The organism is Dysgonomonas mossii DSM 22836, assembly GCF_000213575.1.
Lineage (GTDB): Bacteria > Bacteroidota > Bacteroidia > Bacteroidales > Dysgonomonadaceae > Dysgonomonas > Dysgonomonas mossii.
Window position 1 is genome coordinate 460,527 of the sequence record NZ_GL892006.1, and the last position, 17,056, is coordinate 477,582.

Consider the following 17,056-nt stretch of genomic DNA (forward strand, 5'->3'; position numbering starts at 1 on the left):
AACTTAATATTGATTGTGTTTACAAATTGCCTCTACAGACGTGATGTTTGGAGAGGCAATATTTTTTTCTCTTTACTTGATAAGTAATTGGTAAAAAAGAATGGTTTACTTATTGCATTACAAAAAACTCTGTGGTACTCTTTTTACTCTGTGGTAAAAAAAATGAATAAGAGCGCATGCGACAACAATTCCTTTTTATAACTTAATATATAAAAAACATAATTTAATAGGTGTTGTTATCTATCATTTCCAACAGTTGCAACATGCCATTATTAGAAGCTCGCATAATATTGGATTCTCTATATTTCCCAAACTGATACCTTTTTGTAATGCTTTTATTTTTGTATACAGTACATATCCATACCGTACCGACAGGATTCTCTTCTGTACCACCATCCGGTCCGGCTATTCCGGTAGTAGCTATTGCACAATCTACATTCAAGAGTTGTTGTATACCCTTTGCCATCTGTGTAGCTACAATTTCGCTTACAGCAGTATATTTATCTATATTTTCTTGAGAAACATGCAATACATTTACTTTTTCCTCATTTGCATAAGAAACAACAGAACCTTTGAAATACTTAGAAGAACCCGGAACAGATGTAATCATATGTGCAATATTTCCACCTGTACAACTTTCGGCTGTGCCTAAGGTGAGCCCTTTTTCGAAAAGCCGTACCCCTAGTATTTTTTCGGGAGAAATATCTTCTTCTGCTATAATAGCATCGCCCAGTAATGCTTGTAGCTTTTCAACCTCTGCCTCCATCTCCGGCAAACGATGTTCTCCCCTGACAAACAAACGCAGCTTCATCAGACCCAAAGACGGAAGATATGCCAACCCGAAACCTTGCGGCAGATTATCTTCGAAGTCGGCAATATACATTGCCAAAGCAGATTCGGTATAACCTTTTACGATAAATACTCTTTTGAGGTATGCCTCTATATCATACTTGTTCTTCAAGCGGGGAAGTATCTCGTTTTCCATTACATACCTCATCTCGTGAGGTACACCCGGCATAGAAACCAACACTTTATCTTTATGGTCGAACCATGTAATGGGAGCTGTACCTACCTTATTTTGTATCACGGTACAATTTCTAGGCACATAAGCCTGATTGCGAGTCAATTCGTTTAGAGATGTAAAATTAGATATTACATTCCTTATATTATCCAATACAGCATCGTCAAAAACTAATGTAGTATCAAAATACTCGCAAAGGGTTTTCTTCGTTATATCATCTTTCGTAGGGCCAAGACCACCCGTCATCAATACGACATCAACTCGTTGAAAAACATCGCTTATCGTATCTTTTATTTGCTGAGCATTGTCGCCTATCGACTGCATCTCTTCTACCTCAAATCCGGCTAGAGTAAGATTCTGAGCCATCCATGCAGAATTTGTATCCACAATCTGACCTATCAGAATTTCATCACCAATTGTAACTATTGCTGCTTTCATTTCTATCTGAAATTTTACAAACTTTTATTTTCAATTTGACAGATGCAAATGTACTATAAAAGCTTATTTCGGCAACAAATACTTCAGAAATGAAATACCACAGATTAGATAATTTACATAATGTTCACAAATGAAAGACGACAATCAGTTATCAAATAAATAACGCTGGATAAACATCATAAACACTTCTTTATCCGAATGATATTTTCTCAACAATCTAGACCAGTCTCTTTCATCAAGTTCTATTTTCGTTCCTTTATTATCTTCATAAACCATTCTGTCGAAAATATCTTTCTTTAGTGATGCTTTTTCTCCCTGATTGTTTTGATATTGTTGATAACCGAAAATATCTATTTTATATTCCTCTTTGTAATTTGATGGGTTCTCGCACATATCCTTGAATCGAAAGAAAGCGTCCATATCATCGTAATAAGAGTAACGAAGCATATCTTCTCGATATTCTTTCGAATATTTTATTTCGTTATTCCTACTATCGCTGTATACCCATGCATCGAAAATATCCTTCTTGAGGGAGGCTCTCTGCCCTTTGTTGTTTTCGTATTGCTGATAACCAAAAATATCGACTTTGTATTCCTCTTTATAGTTTGACTGATCAGCATATCTTTCTATCAACCATAGAAAGATTCTTTTATCATTTTGGTGAAAATCTTGAAGTATAGAACTCCAATATTCTTTAGAGTATTTTACTTCGTTATTTCTATTGTCACTATATATCCAATTGTCGAAAACATCCTTTTTTAGCGAAGCCCTTTTTCCCCGACTATCTTCGTATTGTAAATAACCAAAAATATCTCTGCTTATATTACTTTGGTATTGATCCATCGAGAAATCTTTCCTTACTTCCCTATCTCTACCAGGTTGAGAATAAAGGCTCATACTTATAAGAGCAGAAACAAGGATTATATATATGCGTTTCATAGTGTATTATATTAAGTACAACATTGTGTATAATTATAAGACCTAGGCCGATAATAAAGGTTTAAATGATATTCTTATTTTTTTATTGCTTTTATACGCTGCAATAATGTAGGATGAGAATAATTAAAAAACACATATAAAGAATCAGGATTCAGGTTGCTTAATGATTTAACCGACAACTTCTTCAGCCCGCTAATGAGCGAATCAGCTAGCCCAAAATCAGCGGCATAACTATCTGCTTGATATTCATTTTTACGGCTATGAATACTCGAAAGCACATTAATAACAAAAGAAACCGGAGTAAAGAAAATAGAAAAAGCTATTAGTCCTAAATGAAACGATGCCGACTGTCCACCCAAGGCTACTGCAATGTCTTTATTGTCGAGAAGTAACGACAGTAAAAACAACATGATTCCTGTATAACAAATAGAGATAAACATCCCTTGCAGTGTATGCTTTTTCTTGTAATGTCCTATCTCATGAGCCAGTACAGCGACAATCTCGTCTTTATCAAGATCATTGATCAAGGTGTCGAATAAAACAATGCGTTTCTTTGCGCCAAATCCTGTAAAGTAAGCATTGGCCTTGGTCGACCGCTTCGAAGCATCCATTACATAGATATTATTAATTGCAAATCCAGCCTTTTGAGCAAAAGCTTCAATTGCATCACGCAACTCTCCTCCTTCCAAAGGTGTTTGCTTATTAAATAATGGCACAATTATATTGGAATAAAATAATGTCATAAACAACGAAAACACAGTAATAGCAGCCCAAGCATAAAGCCACGCATTAGCACCCAGAGTATCGTAAAGCCAAATTATAAGAGAGAGAACAGCTCCACCTAAAAGAGCGGTCAACAGGAGACCTTTAAGTTGATCGAGCCAAAATATTTTTGTAGTAGATTTATTGAATCCAAATCGTTCTTCTATCACAAAAGTACTGTAATAGGCAAACGGTAGGGTTATGGTTTCATTGAGTAAATAGACAATACCAAAGAAAGCAAGGGATAAAAACATCTCATTGGTGATATACTGACGGAGCAATTCATCTAACCAGCCAAAAAGGCCTAAGCATAAGACAAATAGTAATATCACAAAAGAAAATAAGCTCGTATAAAGACTAAACCGGCTATTTACTTTCTGATACGCCTGCTGCTTTATATATTCTTCTTTATTATAAATTCCTTCTAGTTGAGAAGGAATTTCGGGACTCATACGCTTCCTATTACGGTAAGCTAGGTATTGTGTCCATACAAAATCCAGGACTACAATCAGTAATATGATACTCAGATATAATGACATAGAGATTTTTTCTTAGAGAAAACAAATATACGAAAGTAAAAATTAAACTTACGGACAATTATTATCAAAATGCAATAGTCTTAAATACAAATAAATGAACTCACAAAAAAAAGCTGCAAAATCTTAATTTTGCAGCTTTTTTATTTTAATTATATTTATTGCTTATTCTTCGAAGTCTTCTTTCATATTATGGAAAACATTCTGAACATCATCATCGTCTTCAAACTTATCCAGCAATTTTTGGATTTGCTCCTGTTGCTCTTTTGTAAGTTCTTTCAGATCGTTCGGTATGCGTTCAAACTCGGCACTATGAATTTCATAGCCGTTTTCTTCAAGATATTTTTGAATTTCGGAGTAAGATTTGAATTCACCATAAAGGATAATATCGTCTCCATCGTGTTCTAATTCATCCACACCATAATCGATCAATTCGAGCTCTAGGTCTTCTAGCGAAACACCTTCTTTAGGTGCAATTTTAAATACACATTTATGGTCGAACAAAAACTCAAGACTACCTGATGTACCAAGAGATCCGTTATGCTTATTGAAGTAGCTACGCACATTAGCCACTGTTCGGGTAGGGTTATCTGTCGCAGTTTCTACTACTATAGCGATACCAAAAGGTCCGTATCCTTCATATACCACCTCCTTATAGTCTGCCTCATCTTTCGATGTAGCTTTCTTGATGGCACGTTCTACGTTCTCTTTAGGCATATTTTCTTTTTTTGCCTGCTGCACCAATACACGAAGACGAGGATTGGTATCCGGTTCGGGACCGCCTTCTTTCACAGCTATAGTAATTTGTCTTCCCAACTTAGTAAATACGCGGGCCATATTCCCCCAGCGTTTCAGCTTTGTCGCTTTGCGGTATTCAAACGCTCTTCCCATAAATATTTATATAATCGTTATTATCTTGTTTTTTGCTATGCAAAAGTATAAAAATTATCGAACAAACCTCCTAAATTTTGCTGAATGAAGAATATTCATCTCAAAAGTATATGAATATCATTTCGTATATATCAGCAGGGTATAAATAAATTATCCCCTATCTAGTCCTCACCTTTCAATATTGGTAATTTGATATGATATCTGGTAGCAAAGAATCGAATTACCACTACAAATACGGCTGTGGAAACTTCTATGACTAACAACTGAATATTGAAATAATAAAGAATACTAAACAATATTCCGCCCAAAATACAGGCAACGGCATATAGTTCCTGAGTAAATATTATGGGAACTTCATTGATAAGAATATCTCGTATTATCCCCCCTACTATACCGGTTATCGTAGCCATAGATACACATACCCATACCGGATAGCCGAGCACCAAGGCTTTTTCGTACCCTACAACAACAAATAGTCCAAGACCGATACAGTCGAACCAAAAGATCGTATTATTGAGATGAACCAGATATTTACGAAAACCGAGAACTATGATAAAAGCAAAAAGCGTACACCATATATAACGGCTCGCCTGCATCCAAAATACGGGAACATCGAGAAGAAGATCACGAAGTGTTCCTCCTCCCGTAGCAGTCACAAAGCCGATAACAATAGCGCCAAACCAATCGAAACGCTTCGCCGAAGCCAAACGGATACCACTGATCGCAAATGCTATTGTACCCAATACTTCAATTATATCGACAACCTCTATGTGTGTCAAATCAGCAAAAAAGAACATGGTAGAAAGAATTATGTTGTGAATTGTGTCAGGTGGCAGTTTTACTAATAAAATCTACATTGCCACTATATGAAAAAATATTTAATCTTCATCGTTTGCAATCATACCGCTGCCTATGCACAGTTTAGAGTCGTTGTCGTACACCACGCCAAACTGCCCGGAGGCAATACCTTGCACTTTATCGTCGGAATATATACGGTATAAGTCTCCTATTTTTTCAATTCTACCTCTTGTAAATTCAGGGGTATGACGGATCTTAAAGGTTATATCCTTAGAGCCATTAAAGTCGCCCCAAATATCTTCGGTGATAAAAGAAAAACCAGCCAGATTTACCACTTTCCCATATTGGGTTTCAGGGTCATATCCGTTAGAAACATACACGATGTTTCGTTTGGTATCTTTCTTGATTACAAACCAAGGACCGCCACTCAGCCCTAAGCCTTTGCGTTGCCCTATGGTATGATACCAATAACCATCATGCTTACCCAAGATTTTACCTGTTTCCAGTTCTACAATCTTTCCTTTGCGCTCACCCAGATATCGGCGGATAAAATCGTTATAATTGATCTTACCCAAAAAACAAATACCTTGGCTATCCTTACGTTGAGCCGATGGCAATCCTGCCTGTGCAGCAATAGCCCTCACTTTGCTCTTAAGCAAGTTACCTATCGGAAACATGAGCTTCGAAACCTGTAAGTAATCTATTTGCCCAAGAAAATAGGTCTGATCTTTAACATGATCCTTAGCTGTCGAGAGCCACGTTTTTCCATTTATTTCTGTAGTTGTAGCATAGTGTCCTGTCGCTATTTTGTCAAACTCGTGTCCCCATTTTTGTTCGAAACATCCAAACTTGATCAGCTTGTTACACATCATATCGGGATTAGGTGTAAGACCACGCTTCACTGCATCTATTGTGTAGCTCACTACATTCTCCCAATACTCTTCATGTAATGATACCACTTCCATCTTACAACCATATTTTTTAGCAATATATGTTGTAATTTCTATATCTTCTTCTGCGGGACAATCAATATAACCTTGTTCGTCCTCCATGCCTATTCGTATATAAAATATCGTAGGATCGTAGCCTTGTTCTTTAAGTTGATGTACAACCACAGAGCTATCTACGCCTCCCGACACCAACGCTGCAATTTTCATTTTTTGAAAGGATAATTAATGCGAGATAAAATAATCTGCAAAATTAGTAAAAATAGTTGTAAATTCGGAGTTATCCATTATAAGATATTAAACGATGACATTCTTGTATATCACCTATTAACCAGAGACTTCAAGAGCCCCAAGGTCAGCCCAGCTCCAATGCGAACATAGAATTGACCTCTGCAATTAAACGTATTGTAGTCGTAACCTGCCGAAACATAACACATGTAAGCGTCAAAATACAGGTTAGGCGATAAGACGATACCATTACCACGTCCGAAGCCAAAATTATAACCCGCATCAAACTTAACGGCGGCTGTAAATGGTGAATAGTTGTTGGTAATAACAAAGAATGAAGCAGGCTTTATATTTAAACCTGAAACCGATGACGAAGCAGGAGAAATATAATCTGTACCTCCGCCTATTCCGAATATGAAGGGTGCGGATTTATCATTCAATACAAACTGAGGAATATAGCTATTTACTGAAAGCTGTAATCTATCTTTTTGTGCAAACTGAGCGCCAACACCTAGATATTGAGCGAACGCCATGAGAGGCATCAGCATAAAAAAGACAAAAAAGACTTTCCTCATTATACTATATTTACAGATACTAAAAATATGATTATTATTCGAATATTACCATATTTCGGTTTTCACAAAGGACTTGATAGAGCCCATACCGAAACAAAATCCGGCACGGACAAAGAACTGCTGTTCGTTTCCTGTTACGTTAAAGTCATACCCAGCTTTTGCAAAAAAGAATTTATAATCTATATATACATTCGGAGTGATTACAATTCCGTCCTTCCCATGCCTGAAATTAAACAAATAACCCGCATCGCATCCCACTAGAATAGTTACCTTATTTTTATTGAATAACGATTCGCTGATAAAACTAGTAAGCTGTATAGGTTTCAGGTTTAGTCCTGCAACAGGTGAGCTCCCTCCCGTGTAATCGATACCACTGGATATAAAAGAATTGAAAGGGTTCTTTTTATGCCATACCGGATAAGAGGCGTTGGCTGTAAACTGGAAGTCATTTCCTTTACCTTTGGCATCGGCATACTGAACACCTACTCCTAAAAATTGAGCAGAACAGGCCAAAGGCAAAAGTATAAATAGTAATATGATTCTTATCTTCTTCATCACATTCAAATAATATTAATCTACAAATTTACACTTTATTTTCAACCTCAGCTACTTCTTTATCCAAGTCTGCTTTCGATTTACTTGCTGTTACCAGATACACACCCACAAAAATAAGGATACCAGCAATCAGTTTATCTATTGTAAATTTATCCATCCCTACCGATATTGCGATAAAAGAAGCAATGAGAGGTTGTAAATTATTATACATAGCTATCGTGGTCGGCCTTATTCGCCGTTGAGCCAACGGAATCATCATATAAGTAAAAAATGTAGCACCCACGAGTGTAAACCCGACAAGCAGATAGGGAAATATATCCTTTTGAGTAAATAAAGGAGCCTCTGTTATTTCTTTATAGAAAATTGGTGACAAGATAATTGCGGAATAAAGGAACATCCACTTCATCAATGTGATAGGTGAATATTTGGTTGACAACGGACGTGTTATAACCAGATAGAAGGCATACGAAAAAGAAGCACTCGCCACCGACAAGTTTCCGATCATATCCGCTTCCTGTCCGGGATGCCCCAAATGGCTCGTATATACCAAAAATATAGCACCGGCAGCACCAACAACCACACCTCCTACTTTCTTTGCCGTTACAGGTTCCTTTAGTACAATGGCTGCTATAATCATAGCAAACAAGGGCCCTGCCGTAGTTATTATAGATGCATCGATAGTAGACGTACGGCTGAGACCATAAGCAAAAAGCCCCTGATTGAGTACCATACCAAAAAGCCCACCGACAAACAGAATCAGCATATCTTTCTTCTCTACTTTTTCTTTCGGAGTGAATAAAGAAGTAAACCAAAAAGCAAGACCACCAAATGACATACGCATAAGTGTCATACCAAACGAAGAAAGGTATCCGTGAGAATATACATATTTGTTGACAGGGATATTGATTGCAAATACGCAAATCACAATGAACATTATAATGTTCCCCTCTTGTTTTGGTGTCAATCTCATTGTTTAATTACAAGTTAGATATATATCTAAAAAATATTGATTAATTATCTTTTTCTGAATCATCAGAGTGTGCCATTTTACTTATTTGCTTATCCTGCAATCTTGAAAAGAATATCAGCATGCAAATTGCTCCTATCATAGCACAAAACATATCCGACTGGGTATCCCATACATACCCTTGCGTGCCCAGAAAATCTTCCGCTCCGTCTCCCGACAAAACCGCAGTCCACCACTCTATCAGTTCGTAAAAGGCACTAATTGCTAAACAAATACAAATAACGAAGAATGGGATCCAACCTTTCTTCCGAACCACGTCCAAACGAATAAGCAGTTCACGGGCAACCATAGCAGGAATAAAGCCTTGTGCAAAATGCCCGACCTTATCGTAATTGTTCCTGTCCTGATCAAAAACCTCTTTTACCCAATCGAATAGTGGTACACGGGCATAAGAATAATGAGCTCCCACAAACAAAATGATAAGATGGATAAGAATAAAAATATAGGTCATATCCGTAAACCGAAATCGCTTGAAAGTAGTCATTAATAGAATAACTGCCGCAAGGCATATCCCGGCTTCCAGAAACCACAATCCTGTCTCATAAGGCTGATACCCCGACCAAACGGCTACGAGAACAAAGATGATAAGAAAAACCCAATATTTCTTCTCCATAGGAAATATGAAATAACTCTATTTGTATGTGTTATATGAAATCACCTCTTCGGTTGTTTTTCGTTTTTTGTCTCGTAAAGGTTGAGCCGGATAGCCGATAATAATATCGAGTACCACCCTCTTGTTGTCAGGAATATTGAGTAATTTCTTGATTTTCGATTCGGCAAACCAACCCAATATACAGCTTCCTAAACCTTCGGCTTCTGCCGCAAGACAAATATGTGCAGCAGCTATACCAATATCCAGAAACGCAAAATGCTTGTCTTTTACAATACCTCCGATTCCCGAACTCAAATTTACTTTTTCTTCAACGACTACGATATGAACAGGAGCCTGCTTCGTAAAATGATTCATCCCCAACAGACGGGCAGAAGCGGCATCTGCCACCTTGTTCTTCAATTCGGGCTCGTCTACTACAATAAAATGCCATGGCTGTGCATTGCATGCCGAAGGTGCTAAACGTCCGGCATCGAGTATGCGGGCTATGATTTCTCTATCTACTGTACGTGTAGTATCAAAAGCTCGTGTACTTTGGCGATGCTTTACCAATTCGTAGAAATCGTCCTTGTTCATTTATCAAAGTTGAGTGATGCGGCTGATATATTTACCTATAATATCAAATTCGAGATTAACTACACTACCTACTTTAAATTGATGAAAGTTTGTATGCTCGTAAGTATAAGGAATAATAGCTACCTCAAATGTATTATTTGTAGGATCAACCACAGTAAGACTGACACCGTTAACAGTAACAGAACCTTTATCAACAGTAAGATATCCTTTTTTTGCCATTTCCCGGTCAAATTCATATTCGAACTTAAAGTACCAGCTACCGTCTGCTTCACGTATTTCAACACATTTTGCTGTCTGATCTACATGTCCCTGTACAATATGACCATCGAGGCGTCCGTTCATCAACATACTGCGTTCCAAATTTACTTTATCTCCTACTTTCAGCAAGCCAAGATTTGAGCGCTCCAATGTTTCCTTTATAGCTGTCACTGTATATGTATCTCCCTCCAAATTTACCACTGTAAGGCACACGCCGTTATGAGCCACACTCTGGTCTATCTTCAATTCGTGAGTAAATGAACATTTCATTGTAAGGTGCAGGTTTTCGGCTTCTTTACGTAACGATACTACTGTTGCTGCTTCTTCTACTATTCCTGAAAACATGATTTATTTCCTTTAATTTATTTATATATTTTTTTCGCGGTATAAAGTTACGTATTTATTTAGAGTCTATTTATAGATTTCTACTTTTTGTCATGTTTCCGCATCCTTCACAAAACAATACAAGATTCGAATTAAGAAGATTTCGTTATTTTTGTATTTGTGGAAAAAAACAACCAACCTTATTTATATCATTTAGCATCATGAAAGAAACACTTAAAAACATTGGTAACAAATTTGCTTTTGAGGGAACAGTAAAAGAAATTCGCCCTATGGGAGAAGGACTTATCAACGATACTTTCTTTGTACAAACAGAAGGAAACAGTCCCAATTATATCCTCCAACGCAAGAATAAAAATATATTCAAAGACATTCCATCCATGATGGAAAATATCTATAAGGTAACCACGCACCTAAAGCAGAAGATAAAAGGACAGGGTGGAGATCCGCTTCGTGAAGCACTTACCGTTACACCGACAACCGATGGGAAGCTATATTACAAAGACGAAGAAAATGAATATTGGGCAGCTTGCTTATTTATAGAAGATACGATAACATACCAATTTGCCGATTCGCCTGAGTTGGCAGCACAGGGAGGGAAAGGCATCGGGAAATTTCAAGCTATGCTAGCTGATATGAAAGAACCTCTGGCAGATATACTACCCGGATTTCATAATATGCGCATACGTTTCAGCCAGTGGGATGATATGTTGGCTAAAGATCCCGTAGGCAGAAAATCGCAGGTACAGCAGGAAATAGATTTGATAGAGAACCGCAGAAAAGAAATGTTGGACTTCTGGACAAAAGCAGAGACAGGAGAACTACCGATGCGTGTAACTCACAACGATACTAAAATAAGCAATATCTTGTTCGACAAACAAGAGAATGTACTCTGTGTAATTGATCTCGATACGGTGCTTAACAGCATCTGCCTCAATGATTATGGCGACGCCATTCGTTCTTATGCAAATGCAGGTAAAGAAGATGATGAAAATCTCGACAATGTGTATCTTAAAATGGATATTTTTGAAGGCTACACCAAAGGCTACCTCTCCGAGACAAAAGTATTTCTTATTCCAGCCGAAATAGAGAATCTTGCATTTTCAGCGAAATATATCACATTCGAACAAGTACTTCGCTTTCTGATGGATTACATAGACGGCGACAATTATTATAAGGTTAAATATGACACGCATAATTTAGTACGTACCCGTGCACAATACAAATTATTGGAATCAATAGACAAGAATTACAATCAGATGCTGGCAATTATAGATAAATTGGCAAAATAACAAAATACAAGTTTACCCCGCATAGAGAATATTTTAGAATTGTCTTTTTTCTGCAAGAGATAACATGCATTTAATCTATTAGTTCTATCTTTGTGCTCTAATTTTTCAATCTGGTCCCAAAATGAATAAAGTACTTTATATTCTTCTTCTTTTATTAATAACTCCCTTTTACGTAAAAGCCCAAGACTATGAAAAAAACTGCTATTACGGCATAACATTCGAAGTTAGCAGAAACCAGAACTGGGGTTATGGTGAATTGGTTATTACGGGAGTAGAGCCCAACTCTCCTGCCGAAAAATCGGGAATAAAAATAGATGATATAATAATGGAGATCAATGGGCAGGCCACATATCTGAGAGACAATCAGACCATCGCAAACTGGCTGTTTGATAACAAATACGACCCCGAAGTAAAATTTACAATCCGCAATATGAATACTTACTTCAAGGAGTACCCGCTTATGCGTAAATGTATTGCGACTAATTCGGTAAGCGAAAAACAGTTGTCTGAGGTATACTCTTTTTATAGCCTTGAAAACACCAATCATCAGATATTTACGCTACCGCTACATGTACAGACAAACCCCGATGTAGATTTCACAGATTATCACACGTACGACTTTTATGATGCGGGAAAGAATGTGCCGGCTATAGACAAGCAGATTACAACCTTATTAGAAAAAGAATTACAGTCGAAAGGTTTGGTTAGAGATACTTCCGATCCAGATATAGTAGTACAGGCATATTACAGCTACTCACCCAACAACAGATACACAGGGTTGAATAACCCCAATTATAACCCTACATCATTACGATACGACTGCGACAAAAAACAATTGGTACTTCTACCTATATTTGATTCCAATGATCCTAAAGTAGGTTCTTCGGCTCAATACATAGTAGAATATGGCTTCAGCTTCTACGATCGTAAATACATAGACAATTCGAAGCTAACTCAAATATGGGATTGTAACATCAAAGATTATCTTTCTGCTCAGTATTCGCTCGAAGACTATGTGAAACTTCATACACCTTTGATGCTCAAACAGTTTCCATACACTCAAAACAAAAGAGAAGCTAATTATATTGTAGAAACCAACAAATATAATTATACAGGGATTTATTATGATGCAGATGATCTGGGACATATAAAAGATGTAGATTTTAATTCCCCTGCTTATATTGCCGGTATACGTCCGGGCTACATTATAGAAAAGGTAAACAACAGAAAATTTGAACGCAACAAAGATGTCCTGTCTGCCGGATATCGTTATTTCATAGATGACACAATGGTATTCAGAGATCAGACTACTCGCTTTATCAACTCGGAAGGCTTTTCGGACTGTATGTTCTGGAGTGCAGGATACTATAATGACATTGCGAAAGAATTTACGAAACCCGATTATTTCACGCAATTTTCTTACCTGTATGGCTTCGAAAAATACGTCAATAACAAATCGGATAATAAAATCACAATCGAAGCTTGGGATGGAATACAAAGACGTATTTTTCAAATCGTTCCTGAAATAAGACATTCTGTAACAATCAGAACTTTGTAAGAATGTAATAGATAAGAAACAAGCAGTAAAAGCTATTTCTTTGTAAACGAAGAATGAGACTGTCTTTAGTCTAAATTATAATATAATTTTATTCCTAAAGGTTGGTATGCTTTGATTATCAGCCAATAATTTGTACCTTTGTGCCCGCATTTGGGTAATGAGATATTATCCTATATCGTATATAATCTGTAATTGAATAATAATAATGATAACAGTTTCTAATCTAGGGATTCAGTTTGGAAAAAGAGTACTTTTCCAAGACGTGAATCTTAAATTTACAAGTGGCAATTGCTATGGTATAATCGGCGCTAATGGCGCAGGGAAATCTACACTTCTCAAAATACTTAGCGGCGAAAAAGATGCTACAACCGGAACATTTTCTTTAGGACCGGGTGAGCGCCTCTCTGTATTGTCTCAAGATCACTTTGCGTTTGATGATCAAACGGTAATGAACACCGTTCTACAAGGGCACAGTACGCTATGGAGTATTATGCAAGAAAAAGATACTCTGTATGCCAAAGAAGATTTTTCGGACGCAGATGGTATCAGAGCATCGGAGCTTGAAGAACGATTTGCCGAACTTGAAGGATGGAATGCAGAGAATGACGCAGCAATGCTATTAAGTGGACTTGGCGTAAGCGAAGATTTGCACTATCAGATGATGGGTGATATGAGCGGTAAGCAAAAAGTACGTATTTTGTTAGCTCGTGCTTTGTTTGGTAATCCAGACAACCTGCTTCTCGATGAGCCTACCAACGACCTTGATATTGAAACTGTAATGTGGTTGGAAAACTATCTGGCAAATGCAGAGAATACAATATTGATTGTATCGCACGACCGTCACTTCTTAGACTCTGTGTGTACACATACTGTAGATATAGACTTTGGTAAAGTAACTATGTTTGCAGGTAACTATAGCTTCTGGTACGAATCGAGCCAATTAGCTTTGCGTCAGCAACAACAACAAAACAAAAAAGCTGAAGAAAAGAAAAAAGAATTGGAAGAATTCATTCGCCGATTCAGTGCCAATGTAGCCAAGTCGAAGCAAACTACCAGCCGTAAGAAGATGCTTGAAAAGCTGAACATTGAAGAAATTAAGCCATCGTCTCGTAAATATCCGGGAATTATCTTTACACCCGATCGTGAGCCCGGAAATAAGATATTGGAAGTTAGCGGACTAAGCAAATCGATAGAAGGGAAAGTATTATTCAATAATGTCAGCTTCAACATAGAAAAAGAAGATAAGGTTATCTTCCTTTCGAAAGATCCGCGCGCGATGACTGCATTCTTTGAGATAATAAATGAGTATGCCAAGCCTGATGCAGGAACGTTCAGCTGGGGGCAAACTATTACCAACGCTTATCTACCGTTGGATAACAGTGATTATTTTAAAGAAGACCTGAACCTGATCGACTGGCTATCACAATTCTCTGATGACACAAGCGAAATCTATATAAAAGGATTTTTGGGCAGAATGTTATTCTCGGGTGAAGAAGTACTAAAAAATACAAAAGTACTCTCAGGGGGCGAAAAGATGCGCTGTATGATAGCACGGATGATGCTAAAGAGCGCAAACTGCCTTGTTCTCGACTCACCCACCAACCATTTGGATTTGGAATCGATACAGGCTTTCAACAATACACTCATTCAGTTTAAAGGGAATGTATTGATGGCGTCGCACGACCACGAATTTATACAAACTGTCTGTAATCGTGTAATAGAATTGACACCGAATGGAATTATCGACAAGATCATGGATTATGATGATTATATCACTTCGGAGGATATAAAATCATTACGAAACAAGATGTACAAATAATTAACATATATCTAAAAGCGATAATTCAGTACGGATTATCGCTTTTTACCTTTAACATAAACCTTAAAAAAGGATAACAAGCACGCAAAACCTATCATTTTTCTATTTCATTAACACCTTCGTGTATTTTTAACATAACTACTATAGTTAATACCAAATATTTGCCTATATTTGTATTGGCTACAGATGTGTAGCTAACACACAATAGTAGAATTTTGCCAATAATGTGGCATATATATATTTTCCTGTTTATAGAGATAGGAAAATGATGAAATATCAGGAAGGAGTTATTTAGGGTGTTCTGGGCATTTGTAACCCCCAATATCCGAGTAAGTCTCCTTATTTATTACCGACCTTACAGATTTAAATTTCCGCTTGTGAAAGTGGATTTTGGATAGCGCGGTTATTGGGTATAACTCCTTTCAGATATTATTATAATCCCAAAATATCTAAAAGTTATACTTGATACGGAAAAAAGTTCCTATATATCTTTTGTGTGCAAAAAATCACGATCCATATATTTTTAGACTTTTACCAATTGAATATTACATATTTATCAAATAAAGATAAAACATCACTAACATCCGTGTTAATACTAAAAAAATAGGCCCTCTTTTACAAGACAGCCTATTAAAATTTATATTTTGTATTTGTTTACTTCTCTCCTTCGAGCATAGAATCTCTATAACCTAAGAAATATAGGATACCATCGAGACCTACATTAGATAAGGATTGTTTCGCATTTGCTTTCACTTTTGGTTTAGCATGAAAAGCAATACCTAATCCTGCTATATTCAGCATCGGAAGGTCGTTGGCTCCATCTCCGACGGCAACGGTCTGACGAATATCAACTTTTTCTACTTGTGCTAACAAACGAAGTAACTCTGCTTTACGCTTGCCATCAACTATATCGCCTACATAATTGCCCGTCAACTTACCATCCTCGATCTCTAACTCATTTGCATAAACATAGTCGAAACCATACTTATCTTTCAGGTAATTTCCAAAATAAGTGAATCCGCCGGATAATATAGCCAGCTTGCATCCACTCTTTTTCAATATCCGAATAAGGCGTGTCATTCCTTCCGTTACAGGTAGATTTTCTGCAATATCCTGCATAACAGACTCATCCAAACCTTTCAACAAGCTAACACGTTTTTTAAAGCTTTCACTAAAATCAATCTCTCCTCGCATAGCAGCCTCAGTAATGGCTTTTACTTCATCTCCCACCCCTGCACGTTCGGCAAGCTCATCTATAACTTCGGTCTGAATCAATGTAGAGTCCATATCGAAACAAACAAGACGACGCATACGGCGATACATATTTTCTACCTGAAAAGCAATATCGATCCCCATATCATCTGCCAGTTTCATAAAGTCATGCTTCAGGGCATCTACATCATCTACAGTTCCTCTGATTGACAATTCAATACATGAACGGCTTGGACGCTCCGAAGCAGCCAATGGCACACGGCCTGTCAGACGAATTATTTTTTCGATATTTAATTTATGTTTTTGACTTACCTGTGCTACAGCCGAAATATGAGAAGGGTCTAAAACACGTCCCAGAACTGTAACTATATATCTATTCTTTGTCCCTTGAAGATTCACCCAACGCATATAATCGTCCTTACTGATGGGTGAGAATCGGATAACAACGCCCAATTCTGTAGCTTTAAAAAGCAAATCTTTTATAACGTCTCCGGCATTTGTTGCTTCGAACATAATTGCCAAAGAAAGAGAATGATGTATATTAGCCTGCCCTATATCAAGTATATTAGCATTGTGATCTGCTAAAACCGCAGTTAAGGCTGCAGTAACCCCGGGCTTATCCTCTCCTGACAAGCTCGCCAGGATTATTTCAGATTCTTTCATATATAAATA

General features: G+C 37.2%; 16 protein-coding genes. 3 read left to right on the top strand and 13 right to left on the bottom strand.

What is annotated here, in order from left to right; translation table 11 throughout:
- Positions 1 to 223: 223 nt before the first annotated feature.
- The 12 genes from HMPREF9456_RS08815 to HMPREF9456_RS08870 all read right to left on the bottom strand — a co-directional run bounded on the left by HMPREF9456_RS08815 (position 224) and on the right by HMPREF9456_RS08870 (position 10,506).
- Positions 224 to 1,459 (bottom strand): CinA family nicotinamide mononucleotide deamidase-related protein, encoded by a 1,236-nt coding sequence (locus HMPREF9456_RS08815; protein ID WP_006843156.1) that lies wholly within the window; start codon positions 1,457 to 1,459, stop codon positions 224 to 226.
- A gap of 144 nt (positions 1,460 to 1,603) precedes the next feature.
- Positions 1,604 to 2,398: a hypothetical protein gene (locus HMPREF9456_RS08820; protein ID WP_006843157.1), complete on the bottom strand. Its 795-nt coding sequence runs from the start codon at positions 2,396 to 2,398 to the stop codon at positions 1,604 to 1,606.
- 74 nt (positions 2,399 to 2,472) lie between these two features.
- Positions 2,473 to 3,699, bottom strand: a complete 1,227-nt coding sequence (locus HMPREF9456_RS08825) for a M48 family metallopeptidase (protein ID WP_006843158.1) — start codon at positions 3,697 to 3,699, stop codon at positions 2,473 to 2,475.
- A gap of 162 nt (positions 3,700 to 3,861) precedes the next feature.
- A complete protein-coding gene (locus tag HMPREF9456_RS08830) occupies positions 3,862 to 4,587 on the bottom strand; it encodes a YebC/PmpR family DNA-binding transcriptional regulator (RefSeq protein ID WP_006843159.1) in 726 nt (241 codons plus the stop codon).
- Positions 4,588 to 4,748: 161 nt separating this feature from the next.
- The gene (locus tag HMPREF9456_RS08835) at positions 4,749 to 5,384 is read right to left on the bottom strand and encodes a trimeric intracellular cation channel family protein (protein ID WP_006843160.1); all 636 of its coding nucleotides are present in this window, start codon (positions 5,382 to 5,384) and stop codon (positions 4,749 to 4,751) included.
- 81 nt (positions 5,385 to 5,465) lie between these two features.
- Positions 5,466 to 6,542 carry a tRNA 2-thiouridine(34) synthase MnmA gene (gene mnmA, locus HMPREF9456_RS08840; protein ID WP_006843161.1) on the bottom strand — a complete coding sequence of 359 codons (1,077 nt, stop codon included), beginning with the start codon at positions 6,540 to 6,542 and terminating at the stop codon, positions 5,466 to 5,468.
- Between the two features lie 110 nt (positions 6,543 to 6,652).
- Entirely contained in the window at positions 6,653 to 7,135 is a 483-nt protein-coding gene (locus tag HMPREF9456_RS08845) for a hypothetical protein (protein WP_006843162.1), read from the bottom strand.
- Between the two features lie 45 nt (positions 7,136 to 7,180).
- Positions 7,181 to 7,690 carry a hypothetical protein gene (locus HMPREF9456_RS08850; RefSeq protein WP_006843163.1) on the bottom strand — a complete coding sequence of 170 codons (510 nt, stop codon included), beginning with the start codon at positions 7,688 to 7,690 and terminating at the stop codon, positions 7,181 to 7,183.
- A 28-nt stretch (positions 7,691 to 7,718) separates the two neighbouring features.
- Positions 7,719 to 8,660, bottom strand: coding sequence for a DMT family transporter (locus HMPREF9456_RS08855; RefSeq protein WP_006843164.1), 942 nt, complete (start codon positions 8,658 to 8,660; stop codon positions 7,719 to 7,721).
- A 40-nt stretch (positions 8,661 to 8,700) separates the two neighbouring features.
- Entirely contained in the window at positions 8,701 to 9,330 is a 630-nt protein-coding gene (locus HMPREF9456_RS08860) for a DUF2238 domain-containing protein (protein WP_006843165.1), read from the bottom strand.
- An 18-nt stretch (positions 9,331 to 9,348) separates the two neighbouring features.
- Positions 9,349 to 9,903, bottom strand: a complete 555-nt coding sequence (locus HMPREF9456_RS08865; RefSeq protein ID WP_006843166.1) for a nitroreductase family protein — start codon at positions 9,901 to 9,903, stop codon at positions 9,349 to 9,351.
- A gap of 3 nt (positions 9,904 to 9,906) precedes the next feature.
- Positions 9,907 to 10,506, bottom strand: a complete 600-nt coding sequence (locus tag HMPREF9456_RS08870) for a riboflavin synthase (protein WP_006843167.1) — start codon at positions 10,504 to 10,506, stop codon at positions 9,907 to 9,909.
- Positions 10,507 to 10,706: 200 nt separating this feature from the next.
- Here HMPREF9456_RS08870 and HMPREF9456_RS08875 point away from each other — a divergent pair, with 200 nt between their 5' ends.
- The 3 genes from HMPREF9456_RS08875 to HMPREF9456_RS08885 all read left to right on the top strand — a co-directional run bounded on the left by HMPREF9456_RS08875 (position 10,707) and on the right by HMPREF9456_RS08885 (position 15,172).
- The gene (locus tag HMPREF9456_RS08875; protein WP_018074888.1) at positions 10,707 to 11,795 is read left to right on the top strand and encodes a phosphotransferase enzyme family protein; all 1,089 of its coding nucleotides are present in this window, start codon (positions 10,707 to 10,709) and stop codon (positions 11,793 to 11,795) included.
- Between the two features lie 121 nt (positions 11,796 to 11,916).
- Positions 11,917 to 13,353, top strand: a complete 1,437-nt coding sequence (locus HMPREF9456_RS08880) for a PDZ domain-containing protein (RefSeq protein ID WP_006843169.1) — start codon at positions 11,917 to 11,919, stop codon at positions 13,351 to 13,353.
- Positions 13,354 to 13,558: 205 nt separating this feature from the next.
- Entirely contained in the window at positions 13,559 to 15,172 is a 1,614-nt protein-coding gene (locus tag HMPREF9456_RS08885) for an ABC-F family ATP-binding cassette domain-containing protein (RefSeq protein WP_006843170.1), read from the top strand.
- Positions 15,173 to 15,826: 654 nt separating this feature from the next.
- Here HMPREF9456_RS08885 and serB read toward each other — a convergent pair.
- Positions 15,827 to 17,047, bottom strand: coding sequence for a phosphoserine phosphatase SerB (gene serB, locus HMPREF9456_RS08890; RefSeq protein WP_006843171.1), 1,221 nt, complete (start codon positions 17,045 to 17,047; stop codon positions 15,827 to 15,829).
- Positions 17,048 to 17,056: the final 9 nt, after the last annotated feature.

Coding starts and splice junctions, on each gene's coding strand:
- HMPREF9456_RS08815 (WP_006843156.1), bottom strand. CDS start 1,459: ATGAAAGCAGCAATAGTTACAATTGGTGATGAAATTCTGATAGGTCAG.
- HMPREF9456_RS08825 (WP_006843158.1), bottom strand. CDS start 3,699: ATGTCATTATATCTGAGTATCATATTACTGATTGTAGTCCTGGATTTT.
- serB (WP_006843171.1), bottom strand. CDS start 17,047: ATGAAAGAATCTGAAATAATCCTGGCGAGCTTGTCAGGAGAGGATAAG.
- HMPREF9456_RS08870 (WP_006843167.1), bottom strand. CDS start 10,506: ATGTTTTCAGGAATAGTAGAAGAAGCAGCAACAGTAGTATCGTTACGT.
- HMPREF9456_RS08820 (WP_006843157.1), bottom strand. CDS start 2,398: ATGAAACGCATATATATAATCCTTGTTTCTGCTCTTATAAGTATGAGC.
- mnmA (WP_006843161.1), bottom strand. CDS start 6,542: ATGAAAATTGCAGCGTTGGTGTCGGGAGGCGTAGATAGCTCTGTGGTT.
- HMPREF9456_RS08855 (WP_006843164.1), bottom strand. CDS start 8,660: ATGAGATTGACACCAAAACAAGAGGGGAACATTATAATGTTCATTGTG.
- HMPREF9456_RS08850 (WP_006843163.1), bottom strand. CDS start 7,690: ATGAAGAAGATAAGAATCATATTACTATTTATACTTTTGCCTTTGGCC.
- HMPREF9456_RS08865 (WP_006843166.1), bottom strand. CDS start 9,903: ATGAACAAGGACGATTTCTACGAATTGGTAAAGCATCGCCAAAGTACA.
- HMPREF9456_RS08845 (WP_006843162.1), bottom strand. CDS start 7,135: ATGAGGAAAGTCTTTTTTGTCTTTTTTATGCTGATGCCTCTCATGGCG.
- HMPREF9456_RS08880 (WP_006843169.1), top strand. CDS start 11,917: ATGAATAAAGTACTTTATATTCTTCTTCTTTTATTAATAACTCCCTTT.
- HMPREF9456_RS08875 (WP_018074888.1), top strand. CDS start 10,707: ATGAAAGAAACACTTAAAAACATTGGTAACAAATTTGCTTTTGAGGGA.
- HMPREF9456_RS08860 (WP_006843165.1), bottom strand. CDS start 9,330: ATGGAGAAGAAATATTGGGTTTTTCTTATCATCTTTGTTCTCGTAGCC.
- HMPREF9456_RS08885 (WP_006843170.1), top strand. CDS start 13,559: ATGATAACAGTTTCTAATCTAGGGATTCAGTTTGGAAAAAGAGTACTT.
- HMPREF9456_RS08830 (WP_006843159.1), bottom strand. CDS start 4,587: ATGGGAAGAGCGTTTGAATACCGCAAAGCGACAAAGCTGAAACGCTGG.
- HMPREF9456_RS08835 (WP_006843160.1), bottom strand. CDS start 5,384: ATGTTCTTTTTTGCTGATTTGACACACATAGAGGTTGTCGATATAATT.